This is a genomic window from Mycobacterium sp. 5-140-3-2 (genome assembly GCF_035666375.1).
GTDB classification, from domain to species: Bacteria; Actinomycetota; Actinomycetes; order Mycobacteriales; family Mycobacteriaceae; genus Mycobacterium; species Mycobacterium intracellulare.
This window is the reverse complement of the sequence record NZ_CP142025.1, coordinates 5,158,735-5,173,207: the sequence shown is the minus strand read 5'-3', so window position 1 is coordinate 5,173,207 and position 14,473 is coordinate 5,158,735. Positions and strand designations below refer to the sequence as shown.

Below are 14,473 nucleotides of genomic sequence, written 5' to 3'. Positions count from 1 at the left end.
CGCGCTGCGGGAGGATCTGACGATGGCAATTCACCAGTCGGTGCAGGCACCGATCGGGCACGTCGAGCGCGGGGCCACCGATCCGCCGCGCCCCCAGCGGCGCAGGCGCGGGCGGACGCTGGGCATCGACGAGGGCCTGATGGGCGTCGCCCTGCTGGCCGGTCCGGCGAACGTGATCATGCAACTGGCGCAGCCGGGTGTGGGCTACGGCGTCATGGAAAGCCGCGTCGAAAGCGGCCGGGTCGACCTGCACCCGTTCAAGCGGGCCCGCACCACGTTCACCTACCTGGCCGTGGCGACCAACGGCAGCGAGGCCCAGAAGGCCGCCTTCCGCCGGGCCGTGAACAAGGCCCACGCGCAGGTCTACTCGACGCCGGAAAGCCCGGTGTCCTACAACGCCTTTGATCCCGCGCTGCAGCTCTGGGTGGGGGCCTGCCTGTACAAGGGCGGCCTCGACATCTACCGGATGTTCATCGGTGAGCTCGACGGCGAAGACGCCGAGCGCCACTACCGCGAGGGCATGGCGCTGGCCACGACCTTGCAGGTGCCGCCGAAGATGTGGCCGGCCGACCGGGCGGCGTTCGACCGTTACTGGGAAGAGTCGCTGGCCAAGGTGCACATCGACGACGCGGTGCGGGAATACCTGTACCCGATCGCCGCCAACCGCATCCGGGGCGTGAAGCTGCCCGGTCCCATCCAGCGGCTCTCCGAGGGCTTCGCGCTGATGATCACGACGGGCTTCCTGCCGCAACGGTTCCGCGACGAGATGCGGCTGCCCTGGGACGCGACCAAGCAGCGGCGCTTCGACAGGCTGATCGCCGTGCTGGCCACGGTGAACCGGTATCTGCCGCGGTTCATCCGGCAGTTCCCGTTCAACGTCTTGCTGCACGACCTGGACCGCCGGATCAAGAAGGGGCGGCCGCTGGTGTAGCGGCCCGCGGCGGGGCGGTGCCCGCCAAGTTGATAACGACAATCATATTCATTAAGCTCTCCTCAGTCTGGTAAGCCCTCCAGCCCGAGGAGTACCTATGACGGCGCCGATCTTCATGGCCTCGCCGCCCGAAGTGCATTCCGCTTTGCTCAGCAGCGGCCCCGGCCCCGGGCCGCTGCTGGCGGCCGCCGGCGCGTGGTCCGAGCTGAGCGCCGAATACGCTTCGGCCGCAGAACAATTGAGCACCTTGCTGGCGGGGGTGCAGGCGGGGGCGTGGGAGGGACCCAGCGCGGAGTCCTATGTGGCCGCGCACGCCCCGTACCTGGCGTGGCTGACAAAATCCAGCGCCGACAGCGCCGCCGCCGCCACCCAGCACGAGACCGCCGCGGCAGCCTACACTGCCGCGCTGACCGCCATGCCGACGCTGCCCGAACTCGCCACCAACCACGTCGTCCACGGGGCCCTGGTGGCAACGAATTTCTTCGGCGTCAACACGGTTCCGATCGCGGTCAACGAGGCCGACTACGCACGGATGTGGACCCAGGCGGCGACCACGATGTCGACCTACCAGGCGGTGTCCACCGCGGCCGTCGCCGCGACACCGCAAACCGATCCGGCGCCGCCGATCGTGAAATCCGATGCCTCCAGCGATGACTCGGACGACCCGGACCATGACCCCAAGATCGACAATCCGTTCAACGACTTCATCGCCAACATCCTGAAGAACTTGGGCATCAACTGGGACCCGTCCGAGGGCACCGTCAACGGGCTGCCCTACGACGCCTACACGAATGCCGGGCAGCCCATCTTCTGGGTGGTGCGCGCCCTGGAACTGCTGGAGGATTTCGAGCAGTTCGGCTATTACCTGGTGCACAATCCGGCGTTGGCCTTCCAGTACCTGGTGCAACTCATCCTGTTCGACTGGCCGACGCACATCCTCGAGATTTTCATCAGCCAGCCGGAGTTGTTGGCGCCCGCGCTCCTCCTCGCGGCCGCGCCCCTCGGCGCCGTCGGCGGATTCGCCGGGCTGGCCGGCCTCGCCGCCATCCCCCAGCCTGCGGCCCTCCCGGTGGTGGCCGCGCCGCCGCCGCCGACGCCCAGCATCCCGCCCGCCATCGCCATGGCCCCCACCACCCCCGTCGCGCCGGTCGCGGCGCCGGCCTCCGCGCCGGCACCGGCGCCCGCCCCCACGGCGACCACGGTGACCGCCGCTCCGGCCGCACCCGCTGCGGCGCCGGCCGCGGCGGGCTTCTTTCCTCCGTACGTCGTCGGTCCGCCCGGAATGGGAACGGGCTCGGGGATGGGGGCGAGCGCCAGCTTCAGCGCGAAAAGGAAAGCGCCGGAACCGGATAGCGCCGCCGCCGCGGCGGCCGCGGTCGCGCGCACGCGCAAAGCGGCCCGGGCGCGGCGGCGCCGGGGCGCGACGGACCGCGGGTATGGCGACGAGTTCATGGACATGAATGTCGATGTCGACCCGGACTGGGGCGGGTCGCTGGCATCCGATCGGGGTGCCGGCACGCTGGGATTCGCCGGCACCGCCGAGCGTGAGGCGGTCGCCGCGGCGGCCGGGCTGACCCGGCTGGCCGGGGACGAATTCAACGGTGGCCCAACGGCACCGATGATGCCGGGCACCTGGGGCGACGGCGGTGCCGACGAGGCGGGCCGCGACGGCTAGCGCCCCGGCACCCCATCGGCGGGTTCGTCAGGCGTCAGTTGCGTCGATGCGAGTCGCGCGTCCAGCGCTGATGCCGATCGAGTTGCCTTGGGACGGGGATGTTTTCCCATTGACCGAGCACCAGCCAGTCGCGCAGCGCCGCGGCTGAATCGCTGTCGGCGATGGGTCCTATCCACCGCGCCGGGCCGCTGGCCACCCGATCGTTCGTGCAGGGCTGGACCAGGGCCATCACGCCCCCGCCGGTCGGCCGAGAGGCGCAGGTGAGTGGTCCGAGCATGCAGGCGACCGAGACCAACATGGAATGCGGGCAGCGCCGGATGGCGGGGCGCAATTCGTCGATGACCGACAGTCGATCGTCGACGGCGCATGCGGCACAGACGATTACGGTGAACGGGCGATCGGTGCCGCGGCGTGGGGACGTCAAGGCGCCGTGTGCCGTCCGGGGTAGGGCAGGAGCGCCATTTCGCGGGCGTTCTTGATGGCGGCCGCGACCTGTCGTTGTTGTTGGACGGACAGGCCGGTCACCTGGCGGGAACGGATCTTGCCGCGTTCGGAGATGAACACCCGCAGCGTCGCCGTGTCTTTGTAGTCCACCGTGCGCAACCCGAGGCTGTCGAGCAGATTCCTCTTGGGCGAGCGGGCGGCGGGCGCGGTGGCCCGGCGACGCGCGACTTTTCTGGCCATCACCAGCTCGCCTTCCGCACGCCGGGGAGCTGGCCGGCGTGGGCTAGTTCGCGGACCCGGACCCTCGACAGCCCGAACTTGCGGAGGTGGCCGCGGGGTCGGCCGTCGACGGCGTCGCGGTTGCGCACCCGCACCGCGCTGGCGTCGCGGGGCTGGCGCGCCAACTCGTCCTGTGCCGCCGCCCGTCGCTCGGGGGTGCTCGCCGGTGAGCGGATGATCTTTTTGAGTTCGGCGCGGCGTTCGGCGTAGCGGGCCACGATCGCGCGGCGACGCTCGTTCTTGACGATCTTGGATTTCTTGGCCATGGTCAGCGCTCCTCGCGGAAGTCGACGTGGCGGCGGATGACGGGGTCGTATTTGCGCAGGACCAGTCGGTCGGGGTCGTTGCGTCGGTTCTTGCGGGTGATGTAGGTGTAGCCGGTGCCCGCGGTGGACCGAAGTTTCACCAGGAGACGGATCTCGTTGCGCGCCATCAGATTCGCTGCCCTTCGCGGCGCAACCGCGCGACGACCGCCTCGATGCCGTCGCGGTCGATGACCTTGATGCCCTTGGCGCTGACCCGTAGCCGGATCCGGCGGTCCTCCGAGGGCAGGTAGTACGTCTTGAGTTGGATGTTCGGCGACCAGCGCCGACGGGTCCTGCGATGGGAATGCGACACCGCGTTACCGAAACCCGGCCGCCGGCCGGTCACCTGGCAGTGGGCGGACACCTGCACCTCCACATCTCTTATTGAAAATCATTTTCGACAAGGTCCCCCACGGACGGTACCGTAGGAACGGCTTAGATGAAAATGATTATCAATAAGGAGGACGATGCGGACGCCCGTCATCCTGGTCGCCGGCCAGCGGGACACCGACGCCGTTGTGGGCGCGATGCTGCAGACGCCGGGAACGCTGGTCGTCGAGCACCGATTCGACGGTCACGTGGTGCGCCGCACGACGGCGTCGCTGTCCGACGGCGTGTTGACCAGCACCGAGAACGGACTGGAACTCGCGCACGGCTGTGTCTCGTGCACCATCCGCAACGACCTGTTGGTGCTGCTGCGCCGGCTGCACCGCCGCGACGACGTGGACCGGATCGTGGTGCACCTGGCGCCCTGGTTGGAACCCGAACCAATCTGCTTGGCCATCAAGCACGTTCGGGTGCGGGTGGCGCCGGGGTACATCGACGGGCCCGCGGCCCTGGACGTGGCGATCGCCGCCGTGGTGACCTGCGTCGATTCGGCGGCCTGGCTGGACCAGGCGTTGGGGGAGGAGGAACTCGACGACGGCCGCACCCACGCCCAGGTGGTGATCGGACAGGCCGAGTTCGCCGACGTCGTCGTGCTCGACCGCGCCAACCCGTTCGTGGCGGCCGTGCTGCGTCGCCTGTCGCCGCGCGCCCGCGTCCGCGTGGGGGCCGGCGGCATCGAGGACGCACTGAACAACCTGTACCGCGACGCGCGCCGCGGCCGAAGCGACGACCCGCACGGCCCGCTGCTGGCTGGGCAGCCGCCGCTGGAGTCCCGCGGTCCGATCAGCCTGGTGGAATTCAACGCCCGTCGCCCCTTTCATCCGCAGCGCCTGCACGCCGCCCTGGATCTGTTGCTCGACGGCGTGATCAGGACCCGGGGACGGCTGTGGCTGGCCAGCAATCCCGACCGCGCGATGTGGCTGGAATCGGCCGGCCCCGGGCTGCGGGTGAGCTCGGCCGGCAAATGGCTGGCGGCGATGAGCGGGCCGGAGCGCGACGGCGTCGACGCCGAGCGACGCGCGCTGGCCGCGCTCGGCTGGGACGACCGGCACGGTGATCGGCATACCGCGATGGCCATCCTGGTGTGCGGCGCCCGGACCGACGAGGTCCTCGACGCCCTGCGCGGCGCGCTGCTCACCGAGGAGGAGATGCGGAACCCGCGCACCTGGATCGCCTACGACGACCCGTTCGGCGATTGGCACGAGGATCCGTGCGCGGAATTGACCGAGGCCGCCGACAACGTGGCCGGCCACACCCAGCAAGGCAAGGACCCTTCATGAAGCCCGGCGTGCATCCCGACTACCACCCCGTCGTCTTCCAGGACGCCACCACCGGCGCCATGTTCTTGACGCGGTCGACCCGCACCAGCCCGCGGACGGTCGAGTGGCAGACGGCGCGGGGAACCCGGACCTATCCGCTCGTCGTCGTCGACGTCACCGCCGACTCCCACCCGTTCTGGACCGGCAGCCGCCGCATCGTCGACAGCGCGGGACAAGTGGAGAAGTTCCACCGCCGCTACGGTCGCCGGTAGCCCGTACCGCGCCGACGCGCTCCACTACCGTTGCGCGCCAGCCGAAAAGGGGCCGAGTCGCGGCGGCGTACTGTGGGCGGGGTGCGAAGCGAAGGCGATACCTGGGACATCACCACGAGCGTGGGCTCGACCGCGTTGTTCGTCGCGACCGCGCGGGCGCTGGAGGCGCAAAAGCCCGACCCGCTGGCCGTGGATCCGTACGCGGAGATCTTCTGCCGCGCCGTCGGCGGTGCCGCCGCCGACGTCCTCGACGGCAAGGACCCCGACCACCAGCTGAAGACCGCCGACTTCGGCGAAAACTTCGTCAACTTCCAGGGCGCCCGCACCAAGTACTTCGACGACTACTTCCGGCGCGCCGCCGACGCGGGCGTGCGACAGGTGGTGGTCTTGGCGGCGGGCCTGGACTCGCGCGCCTACCGCCTGGACTGGCCGGCCGCGACCACGATCTTCGAGCTCGACCAGCCGCAGGTGCTCGACTTCAAGCGAGAGGTGCTCGCCGGCGTCGGCGCCGAGCCGCGCGCCGAGCGCCGCGAGATCGCCATCGATTTGCGCGAGGACTGGCCGCAAGCCCTGCGCGACAGCGGCTTCGACCCGGCCAAACCCTCGGCGTGGATCGCCGAGGGCCTGCTGATCTATCTCCCGGCGAGCGCCCAGGAGCAGCTGTTCACCGGTATCGACGGGCTGGCCGGTCACGGCAGCCACGTCGCCGTCGAGGACGGCGCCCCGATGAACCCCGAGGACTTCGAGACCGCCGTCGCCGAAGAACGCGCGGCCACCGCGCAGGGCGACCAGCGCGTGTTCTTCCAGCTGGTCTACAACGAGCAGTGCGCGCCGGCCACCGAGTGGTTCGGCAACCGCGGCTGGACCGCGGTCGGCACCCCGTTGGCCGACTACCTGCGCGAGGTCGGCCGCCCGGTGCCGGGGCCGGAGACCGAAGCCGGCCCGATGATCGCGCGCAACACGTTGGTGAGCGCCGTCCGCACCTGAGCCCTCGGGCGGATTTCACGGAAGGCCGGGCGAGTTCGCTCGGGCAGCGACCAACGCCGGAACTTTTTCGGTCCGCCAGCCGACTAGTGGCTGCGTGATCGTTCCACCGGCCTGCGGGTCGGGGCGATCGTCGAGCACAACCCGATCGTCGAGGAGTCCTTGCCATGACCGCGCCGGTGCGGACGATGTCGTGCCTGATCCGCTCGGCCGAGCCGGTGGGCGCCGAGGTGGCGTGCCGAGATTGAAAATGAAAATGATTTTCAGTAAGGTGAGGCCTTGCTGTGAGGCCGCACGGCGTGCGGCTGTGAGTATGCCGAAAATGCGGCTAAACCCTCTCCAGAACGTCCTCATCGGCGGTAGAAGAAGGGCAGTGCAGTGGTGAGTCGGACAGGCCCAAACGCCTCGACAGTTAGCTTATGCAATGCTAACTTCAGGCGGGTCAGGTTAGGGGAGACTACATACATGAAAAGACGCGGCCGTGGAACACGGTGACACCGGCATGCTCACAGTTCAGCCGGCCAATTCGCGCGTGGACACGCGCGTTGACGGCGACGTCGTCAGCCGGTTCGCCACCTGCTGCCGCGCGCTGGGCATCGTCGTCTACCAACGCCAGCGGCCGGCCGACCTGGCCGCCGCGCGTTCGGGTTTCGCCGCGCTGACCCGCATCGCCCACGATCAATGCGACGCGTGGACGGGGCTGGCGGCTGCCGGAGACACGTCCCTGCGGGTGCTCGAGGCGGTGTCGCGCACCGCGGCCTCCGCGGGCGTGCTGCAGCGCCAGGTCGACCTGGCACCCAACTCGCTGGGCTTCCGCTACGACACCGGACTGTATCTACAGTTCCGCGCGACCACTCCCGACGACTTCCACCTTGCCTACGCGGCCGCGCTCGCGACGGCGGGACGGTTTGCTGACGCCGACGCGATCGTCGCGGGCCTGACGACCGAGCGACCGAACTGGCGTGAGGCCCGCTGGGTGTCCGTCGTCATCAACTACCGCGCCGAGCGCTGGTCGGACGTCGTCAAACTGCTGACCCCGATCGTCAACGACACGGACCTGGACGAGGCGTTCTCGCACGCGGCCAAGATCGCGCTCGGCACCGCGCTGGCCCGGCTGGGCATGTTCGCCCCGGCGCTGTCCTATCTGGAGGAGCCCGAGGGGCCGGTCGCGGTGGCGGCCGTCGACGGCGCGCTGGCCAAAGCGCTGGTGCTGCGCGCCCACGTCGACGAGGACGCGGCGAGCGAAGTGCTGCAGGACCTGTACGCGGCCCACCCCGAGAACGAACAGGTCGAACAGGCCCTGACCGACACCAGTTTTGGCATCGTGACCACCACGGCGGCGCGCATCGAAGCCCGCACCGATCCGTGGGATCCCGAAACCGAGCCCAGCGCCGAGGATTTCGTCGACCCCGCCGCCCACGAACGCAAGGCCGTGCTGCTGCACGAGGCCGAACGCCAGCTCGCCGAGTTCATCGGCCTCGAAGAGGTCAAGAACCAGGTGTCGCGGCTGAAGAGCTCGGTCGCCATGGAGCTGGTCCGCAAGCAGCGTGGGCTCGCGGTCGCGCAGCGCGCCCACCACCTGGTCTTCGCCGGCCCGCCCGGAACCGGTAAGACCACCATCGCCCGCGTGGTCGCCAAGATCTATTGCGGCCTGGGGCTTTTGAAGCGGGAGAACATCCGCGAGGTGCACCGCGCCGATCTCATCGGCCAGCACATCGGCGAGACCGAGGCCAAGACCAACGCGATCATCGACAGCGCGCTCGACGGCGTGCTGTTCCTCGACGAGGCCTACGCGCTGGTCGCCACCGGCGCCAAGAACGACTTTGGGCTGGTGGCCATCGACACGCTGCTGGCGCGGATGGAGAACGACCGCGACCGCCTGGTGGTCATCATCGCGGGGTACCGGGCCGACCTGGACAAGTTCCTGGACACCAACGAGGGCTTGCGTTCCCGATTCACCCGCAACATCGACTTCCCTTCCTACGCACCGTCGGAACTGGTCGAGATCGCGAACAAGATGGCCGAGCAGCGCGACAGCATTTTCGAAAAGGCCGCGCTCGACCACATGGAGGAGTTGTTCACGAAGTTGGCGACCGAGTCGACACCCGACGCCAACGGGATTTCGCGACGCAACCTGGACATCGCCGGTAACGGTCGATTCGTGCGAAACATCGTCGAACGCTCCGAAGAAGAACGAGAGTTCCGGCTCGACCATTCGGAACACGCCGGAACCGGCGAATTCAGTGACGAGGAGCTGATGACGATCACCGACGACGACGTCGCAAGGTCGGTTGAGCCGCTGCTGCGCGGCCTCGGGCTGTCGGTGCCGGCATGACGTCCAATCAGCAACCCGACGAACGCCGTTCGTTCTCGTCTCGGACCCCGGTCAACGACAATCCCGACCAGGTCGAGTACCGCCGCGGCTTCGTCACCCGGCACCAGGTGAGCGGCTGGCGTTTCGTGATGCGCCGGATCGCCTCCGGTATCGCGTTGCACGACACCAGGATGCTCGTCGACCCGCTGCGCACGCAGTCGCGCGCGGTGGCGATGGGCGCCGTCCTGCTGGTCACCGGTTTGGCCGGCTGCTTCGTGTTCTCGCTGATCCGTCCGAACGGGACGGCGGGCACCAACGCCGTGCTCGCCGACCGGTCCACCGCCGCGCTGTATGTCCGTGTCGGTGAGGATCTGCATCCGGTGCTCAACCTGACCTCGGCCCGACTGATCACGGGTCGGCCGGTGGACCCGACCATGGTGAAAAGCAGTGAGCTGGACCGGTTTCCGCGCGGCAACCTGATCGGCATCCCCGGTGCGCCGGAACGGATGGTGCAAAACCCCTCGACCGATGCGAACTGGACGGTGTGCGACGCGGTCAGCGAGCCCGGGGGGCACGCCGCACACAGCACCGGTGTCACGGTGATCGCCGGCCGGCCGGACAGCAGCGGCGCCCGCGCCGCCACGCTCCCGCCGCGGCAGGCGATGCTCGCCGACCGTGACGGCACCACGTGGCTGTTGTGGGACGGCAAGCGCAGTCAGATCAACCTCACCGACCAAGCGATCACGAACGCACTTGGCTTGGGGCAGGGCAACTCCGAGATCCCCGCGCCCCGCCCGATCGCCCTGGGCCTGTTCAACGCGATTCCCGAAGCCCCGCCGCTGACCGCGCCCGGCATCCCGAACGCCGGTGCGCCGGCGCCCTTTACCGTGCCGGCACCGATCGGTGGGGTCGTGGTGTCCTACACCCTGGACCAGAGCTCCTCCGGGGCGCCGCGCTACTACGCGGTGTTGCCGGACGGCCTGCAGCAGATCTCGCCGGTGCTCGCCGCGATCCTGCGGAACACGAATTCCTATGGGCTGGACCAACCGCCGCGGCTGGGCGCCGACGCGGTGGCCAAGCTGCCGGTGTCGCGGATGCTGGACACCGCGCGGTACCCCGACCAGCAGGTCGGGGTGGTGGATGCGGCCAAATCGCCCGTCATGTGCGCCTATTGGAGCAAGCCCGCCAAGGCCGCCAGCAGCTCGGTGAACCTGCTGACGGGCTCGGCCCTGCCGGTCGCCGAATCGATACGCACCGTCGACCTGGTGGGCGGCGGCTCGCCGGCCACCGCCGCCCGCGTCGCCCTGGCGCCGGGCACCGGCTACTTCACCCAGACCGTCGGCGGCGGGCCGAACTCGCCGGGCGCCGGGTCGCTGTTCTGGGTCTCTGACACCGGTGTCCGCTACGGCATCGACAACGAGGCCGAGCACTCGGCCGCCGGGCAGAACAAAACCGTTGAGGCCCTTGGCCTTACCGGGTCGCCGGTCCCGATCCCGTGGTCGGTGCTGTCGCTGTTCGCGAGCGGCCCGACATTATCGCGCGCCGACGCGCTGCTGGCACACGACGGGCTGACGCCCGACCAGAAGCCCGGCCGCGTCACTGCCGCTGCTAGGGAAGCCGAGGGAGCCCCCCGATGAGCCGACTGATCTTCGAAGCGCGCCGCCGGCTGGCGCCGCCGGTGACCCGCAAGGGCACCATCGCCATCGAGGCCCCGCCCGAGCTGCCGCGGGTGATCCCGCCGTCGTTCCTGCGCCGCGCGATGCCGTACGTGCTGGTGATCCTGATCGTCGGCATGATCGTCGCGCTGTTCGCGACCGGAATGCGGTTGATCTCCCCGCAGACGCTGTTCTTCCCGTTCGTGCTGCTGCTCGCCGCGACGGCGATGTACCGCGGCAACGACAACAAGACGCGCACCGAGGAGGTCGACGCCGAACGCGCCGACTACCTGCGCTACCTGTCGGTGGTCCGGGACAACATCCGCACCCAGGCCGCCGCGCAGAGCGCCGCCGCGCAGTGGTCCCACCCGGAGCCCGCGGCGCTGGCCGCCGTGCCCGGATCGCGCCGTCAGTGGGAGCGCGACCCGCACGATCCCGACTTCCTGGTGCTGCGGGCCGGACGCCACCACGTGCCCCTGGCGACCGCGCTGCGGGTCAACGACACCGCGGACGAAATCGACCTGGAACCGGTGTCGCACAGCGCATTACGCAGCCTGCTCGACACCCACCGCACGGTGCGTGACGTGCCGACCGGGATCGACCTGGCCAAGGTCTCGCGAATCACCGTGCTGGGCTCCGAGGACGAGGCGCGCTCGGCGATGCGGGCCTGGGTGGCCCAGGCGGTCACCTGGCACGACCCGACCGTGCTCGGGGTCGCGCTGGTCACCCCCGACCTCGAGAGCCCGGACTGGTCGTGGCTGAAGTGGTTGCCGCACATTGACATTCCCGGTGAGCTCGACGGCGTCGGGCCGGCCCGCTTGATGGCCACCAACGTCGACGAACTGGTCGCCAAGCTGGGGTCCGCGCTAGTCGACCGCCCGGCGTTCACCGGCGAACCCGCCGACGCGCTGCGGCACCTGCTGATTATCGTCGACGACCCGGACTACGACCTGAACGCCTCGACGCTGGCGATGGGCCGCGCGGGCGTCACCGTCGTGCACCGCGGCGCCACCGCCCCGCACCGCGAACAGTATTCGGACCCCGAGAAGCCGATCCTGCGCATCACCGCGGCGGACGGCGCGGGCGCCCGGACCCACTCCATCGAGCGTTGGCAGACCGGCGGCTGGCAGCCGTACATCGACGACGCCGACCAACTGGGCGCCGACGAGGCCGCCCACCTGGCGCGCCAGCTGTCGCGCTGGGACTCCAACCCGACCCACACGGGGTTGCGTTCGGCGGCCACCCGGGGCGCCACGTTCACCACGATGCTGGGCATCCCGGACGCGTCGCAACTGGATGTGCCGACGCTGTGGGCGCCGCGGCGTCGCGAGGACGAGCTGCGCGTTCCGATCGGGGTCACCGCGACCGGTGAGCCGCTGATGTTCGACCTCAAGGACGAGGCCGAGGGCGGGATGGGCCCGCACGGTCTGATGATCGGTATGACGGGATCGGGTAAGTCCCAGACCCTGATGTCGATCCTGTTGTCGCTGTTGACGACTCATTCCGCGGACCGGTTGATCGTCATCTACGCCGACTTCAAGGGTGAGGCGGGGGCCGACAGCTTCCGCCACTTCCCGCAGGTTGTCGCGGTGATCTCCAACATGGCCGAAAAGAAGTCGCTGGCCGACCGATTCGCCGACACGCTGCGCGGCGAGGTGGCCCGCCGGGAGACGCTGCTGCGCGAGGCCGGCCGCCGGGTGCAGGGCAGCGCGTTCAACTCGGTGGTCGAGTACGAGAACGCCATCGCCGCCGGGCACGACCTGGCGCCGATCCCGACGCTGTTCGTGGTGGCCGACGAGTTCACGTTGATGCTGGCCGACCACCCGGAGTACGCGGAGCTGTTCGATTACGTTGCCCGCAAAGGCCGTTCGTTCCGCATCCACATCCTGTTCGCGTCGCAGACGCTGGATGTCGGCAAGATCAAGGACATCGACAAGAACACCTCCTACCGCATCGGGTTGAAGGTGGCCAGTCCCAGCGTGTCCCGCCAGATCATCGGGGTGGAGGACGCCTACCACATCGAATCCGGCAAGGAGCACAAGGGCGTGGGCTTCTTGGTGCCCGCGCCGGGCGCGACCCCGATCAAGTTCCGCAGCACCTATGTCGACGGCATCTACGATCCGCCGCAGAAGGCCAAATCGCTTGTGGTGCCGTCTATCCCGGAGCCCAAGGTGTTCACGGCCGGGCGGGTCGAGCCCGATCAGGACACCGTGATCACCAGCCCCGACGAGGTCGAACTGACCGGGCCGCCGCGCAAGCTCATCGCCACCATCGGCGACCAGCTGGCCGGGTACGGGCCGCGCGCGCCGCAGTTGTGGCTGCCGCCGCTGGACGAGCCGATCCCGGTGAGCGCGATGCTGGCCCGGGCCGGTGTGCCGCCGCGGCAGTGGCAGTGGCCGCTGGGTGAGATCGACAAGCCGTTCGAGATGCGCCGCGACCCGCTGATCTTCGATGCCGCGTCGTCGGCCGGGAACATGGTCATCCACGGTGGCCCCAAGTCGGGGAAGTCGACTGCGCTGCAGACGTTCATGTTGTCGGCGGCCAGCCTGCACTCGCCGCGCGAGGTCACGTTCTACTGCCTGGACTACGGCGGCGGAAAGCTCCGTGCGATGGAGGGCCTGGCGCACGTCGGCAGCGTCGCCTCGGCGCTGGAGCCCGAACGGATCCGTCGCACCTTCGGCGAGCTCGAGCAGCTGCTGTTGTCGCGGCAGCGCCGGGAGGCGTTCCGGGACTCCCGCGGTGGGGTCCCCGACGACGGGTTCGGCGAGGTGTTCCTGCTCATCGACAACCTCTACGCGTTCGGCCGTGACAACACCGACCAGTTCAACACGCGAAACCCGTTGCTGGCCAAGGTCACCGAGTTGGTCAACATCGGGCTGGCGTACGGCATCCACGTCGTGGTCACCACGCCCAGCTGGCTGGAGGTGCCGCTGTCGATGCGGGACGGCCTGGGGTTGAGGCTCGAGCTCAAGCTGCACGATCCGCGGGACAGCAACGTGCGGGTGGTGGGCGCCCTGCGCCGGCCCGCCGAAGCGGTGCCGCACGACCAGCCGGGTCGCGGATTGACCATGGCCGCAGAGCATTTCCTGTTCGCCACCCCGGAGCTGGACCAGATCGCCGCGATCAACGACCGTTACCCGGGCATGGCGGCGCCCCCGGTGCGGCTGCTGCCCACCAACCTCGCCCCGGATGCCGTCGGGTCGCTGTACCGCGGGCCCGAGCAGGTGGTCATCGGCCAGCGCGAGGAGGACCTCGCGCCGGTGGTGGTCGACTTCGCCGACAACCCGCTGCTGATGGTGTTCGGTGACAGCAAGTCGGGGAAGACGACGCTGCTGCGCCACCTCATCCGCACGGTCCGCGAACACTCCACGCCGGACCAGGTCGCCTTCACGGTGCTGGATCGACGGCTGCACCTCGTCGACGAACCGTTGTTCGCCGACAACGAGTACACGGCCAACATCGACCGCATCATCCCAGCGATGCTGGGGCTGGCCAACCTGATCGAGTCGCGCCGGCCGCCGGCCGGCCTGTCGCCGGCCGAGCTGTCGCGCTGGACGTTCGCGGGCCAGACGCACTACCTGATCATCGACGACGTCGACCAGATTCCGGATTCGCCGGCGATGAGCGGCCCCTACGTCGGGCAGCGCCCGTGGTCTCCGCTGATCGGGTTGCTGTCGCAGGCAGCCGATTTGGGGATCCGGGTGATCGTCACCGCGCGGGCCACCGGTTCGGGACACGCGTTGATGACCAACCCGCTGCTGCGCCGCTTCAACGACCTGCAGGCCACCACGTTGATGCTGGCGGGCAATCCGCAAGACAGCGGCAAGATCCGCGGCCAACGATTCGGCCGCTTGCCGGCCGGGCGGGCGATCCTGTTGGGCGACAGCGATGGTCCGACGTACGTGCAGTTGATCAACCCCTTGATCGGGGAATCCGTAATGGCAAGTGAAGCGCAACGGGAGGAGTAG

13 protein-coding genes are annotated in these 14,473 nt (G+C 69.4%); 8 read left to right on the top strand and 5 right to left on the bottom strand.

Going from position 1 to position 14,473, the window contains the following annotated elements:
- The first annotated feature begins 22 nt into the window (after window positions 1-22).
- A complete protein-coding gene (locus tag P6281_RS24290; RefSeq protein WP_008261717.1) occupies window positions 23-931 on the top strand; it encodes an oxygenase MpaB family protein in 909 nt (302 codons plus the stop codon).
- 97 nt (window positions 932-1,028) lie between these two features.
- The gene (locus P6281_RS24285) at window positions 1,029-2,606 is read left to right on the top strand and encodes a PPE family protein (protein WP_008261715.1); all 1,578 of its coding nucleotides are present in this window, start codon (window positions 1,029-1,031) and stop codon (window positions 2,604-2,606) included.
- Between the two features lie 34 nt (window positions 2,607-2,640).
- On the opposite strand, the gene P6281_RS24280 is transcribed toward P6281_RS24285, so the two are convergent.
- Genes P6281_RS24280 through rpmB form a run of 5 tightly spaced genes read right to left on the bottom strand, consistent with a single transcriptional unit; the run spans window position 2,641 to window position 3,998 of the window.
- Window positions 2,641-3,030: a hypothetical protein gene (locus tag P6281_RS24280; RefSeq protein WP_008261713.1), complete on the bottom strand. Its 390-nt coding sequence runs from the start codon at window positions 3,028-3,030 to the stop codon at window positions 2,641-2,643.
- Window positions 3,027-3,290 carry a 30S ribosomal protein S18 gene (gene rpsR / locus P6281_RS24275; RefSeq protein WP_008261704.1) on the bottom strand — a complete coding sequence of 88 codons (264 nt, stop codon included), beginning with the start codon at window positions 3,288-3,290 and terminating at the stop codon, window positions 3,027-3,029. The genes P6281_RS24280 and rpsR overlap by 4 nt, the downstream gene beginning before the upstream one ends.
- Entirely contained in the window at window positions 3,290-3,595 is a 306-nt protein-coding gene (rpsN, locus tag P6281_RS24270; RefSeq protein WP_008261701.1) for a 30S ribosomal protein S14, read from the bottom strand. The genes rpsR and rpsN overlap by 1 nt, the downstream gene beginning before the upstream one ends.
- 2 nt (window positions 3,596-3,597) lie before the next feature.
- Complete coding sequence (gene rpmG / locus P6281_RS24265) at window positions 3,598-3,762, bottom strand: 50S ribosomal protein L33 (RefSeq protein WP_008261699.1); 165 nt, start codon at window positions 3,760-3,762, stop codon at window positions 3,598-3,600.
- The gene (rpmB, locus tag P6281_RS24260) at window positions 3,762-3,998 is read right to left on the bottom strand and encodes a 50S ribosomal protein L28 (protein ID WP_008261697.1); all 237 of its coding nucleotides are present in this window, start codon (window positions 3,996-3,998) and stop codon (window positions 3,762-3,764) included. The genes rpmG and rpmB overlap by 1 nt, the downstream gene beginning before the upstream one ends.
- 103 nt (window positions 3,999-4,101) lie before the next feature.
- Here rpmB and mrf point away from each other — a divergent pair, with 103 nt between their 5' ends.
- The 6 genes from mrf (at window position 4,102) to P6281_RS24230 (ending at window position 14,473) form a co-directional block, all read left to right on the top strand.
- On the top strand, window positions 4,102-5,301 hold the full coding sequence (gene mrf, locus P6281_RS24255; protein ID WP_008261696.1) for a ribosome hibernation factor-recruiting GTPase MRF: 1,200 nt from the start codon (window positions 4,102-4,104) through the stop codon (window positions 5,299-5,301).
- The gene (locus P6281_RS24250; RefSeq protein WP_008261694.1) at window positions 5,298-5,552 is read left to right on the top strand and encodes a type B 50S ribosomal protein L31; all 255 of its coding nucleotides are present in this window, start codon (window positions 5,298-5,300) and stop codon (window positions 5,550-5,552) included. The genes mrf and P6281_RS24250 overlap by 4 nt, the downstream gene beginning before the upstream one ends.
- Before the next feature lie 81 nt (window positions 5,553-5,633).
- A complete protein-coding gene (locus P6281_RS24245) occupies window positions 5,634-6,539 on the top strand; it encodes a class I SAM-dependent methyltransferase (RefSeq protein WP_008261692.1) in 906 nt (301 codons plus the stop codon).
- Between the two features lie 478 nt (window positions 6,540-7,017).
- Complete coding sequence (gene eccA3, locus P6281_RS24240) at window positions 7,018-8,871, top strand: type VII secretion system ESX-3 AAA family ATPase EccA3 (RefSeq protein WP_008261690.1); 1,854 nt, start codon at window positions 7,018-7,020, stop codon at window positions 8,869-8,871.
- Window positions 8,868-10,487 (top strand): type VII secretion protein EccB, encoded by a 1,620-nt coding sequence (gene eccB / locus P6281_RS24235; protein WP_008261687.1) that lies wholly within the window; start codon window positions 8,868-8,870, stop codon window positions 10,485-10,487. The genes eccA3 and eccB overlap by 4 nt, the downstream gene beginning before the upstream one ends.
- On the top strand, window positions 10,484-14,473 hold the full coding sequence (locus tag P6281_RS24230) for a type VII secretion protein EccC (RefSeq protein WP_008261679.1): 3,990 nt from the start codon (window positions 10,484-10,486) through the stop codon (window positions 14,471-14,473). The genes eccB and P6281_RS24230 overlap by 4 nt, the downstream gene beginning before the upstream one ends.